Below are 1209 nucleotides of genomic sequence, written 5' to 3' on the forward strand. Positions count from 1 at the left end.
CCGGCGAACTTCGTATGGATGGTTGCTAGAATCTCGATATCTGTTGGATCTTGTGCGAATGTCATGAAATTTAAAATATCCTTCAAAATCCAATGACTGAAGAATTTATGATCAACATCCTTAATGTAAAAAGGAATGTTTGCTTGATCTAACGCATTCATGACGTTGATCGAAGAAGCATTGTTGCGATATAAGATGGCGACTTCGCGGTAATTCGTTTCTGTCCGTAACTGATTCAATAAATAACGAGTCTGATCTTCATAAGTCGGTAGCGTCTCTAAGATAATTGGACGAACCGCAGCATTCTCCGTGAACATCTGTTTCGGATAACGTGCTTTATTACGTTGGATGAACTGATTGGCGACTGAGACGATGTCCTTTGATGAGCGATAATTTTGTTCCATGTAAAGAATCGTCGCATTCGGATACGTATCCTTGAAGTGGAGAATCTTGGATGCATCTGCGCCACGCCAACTGTAAAGCGTCTGGTCATCGTCCGCGACGACACAAAGGCGATTGTGGGGTAAGGCTAACTTTTCAACCAGTTGATGCTGAACGAGTGATGTATCTTGACTCTCATCTGTCAGAATATAATCGAAGCGACGTTGGTAATGTTGCAATAGACGACGGTCTTGTTCCAAAATCGTATTAGCATACGTCAACATATCATCGAAATCAAGTAACGGATGTAGAGGATCACGAGACTTGAATTGTTCATATGCGACGTAGATGTCAGGAAAGTGTTTGATCGTCGTCGGTACTGCCTTGATTTCTTTTAAAGAAAGAAGGCGATTTTTGACAAAGGAAATCATCCGTAACAACTCATCCATTTGATCATCGGTAATGACACTTCGATTAATTTCCTGGAAAATACGGCGCAGTAACATCCGTTTATGTGGCGCATTCGGATGTTGTTGATCCATCGGTCCTTCGATGATCGTATAGGAGAGGCGTTGTTGAGACGTATGGTCCCGGACGACTTGAAAAGCAAAACTGTGGATTGTCGAAAAAGCCGCTGTTGTTCCGATTAGTTCATGGAATAAATGATAAAATCGATCCGCCATCTCGCGAGCTGCCGCTTTACTGAAGGTCAGTCCAAGAATACGATGTGGTTCAATTTTTTTTTGTAAAATCAAATAGGCAATCTTAAAATTAAGGGTCGTTGTTTTTCCAGAGCCGGGTGAGGCGAGTAACAGCAACGGACCATGG

The 1209-nt window shown here is 42.3% G+C and carries 1 protein-coding gene; it reads right to left on the reverse strand.

Annotation, left to right across the window (positions count from 1 at the left end):
- Positions 1-1209 (reverse strand): ATP-dependent helicase (locus B2U10_RS14285; RefSeq protein WP_290788491.1); only part of this gene is annotated, 1209 nt, incomplete at both ends.

This window comes from Exiguobacterium sp. UBA7533, assembly GCF_002479335.1.
Taxonomy (GTDB): Bacteria; Bacillota; Bacilli; order Exiguobacteriales; family Exiguobacteriaceae; genus Exiguobacterium_A.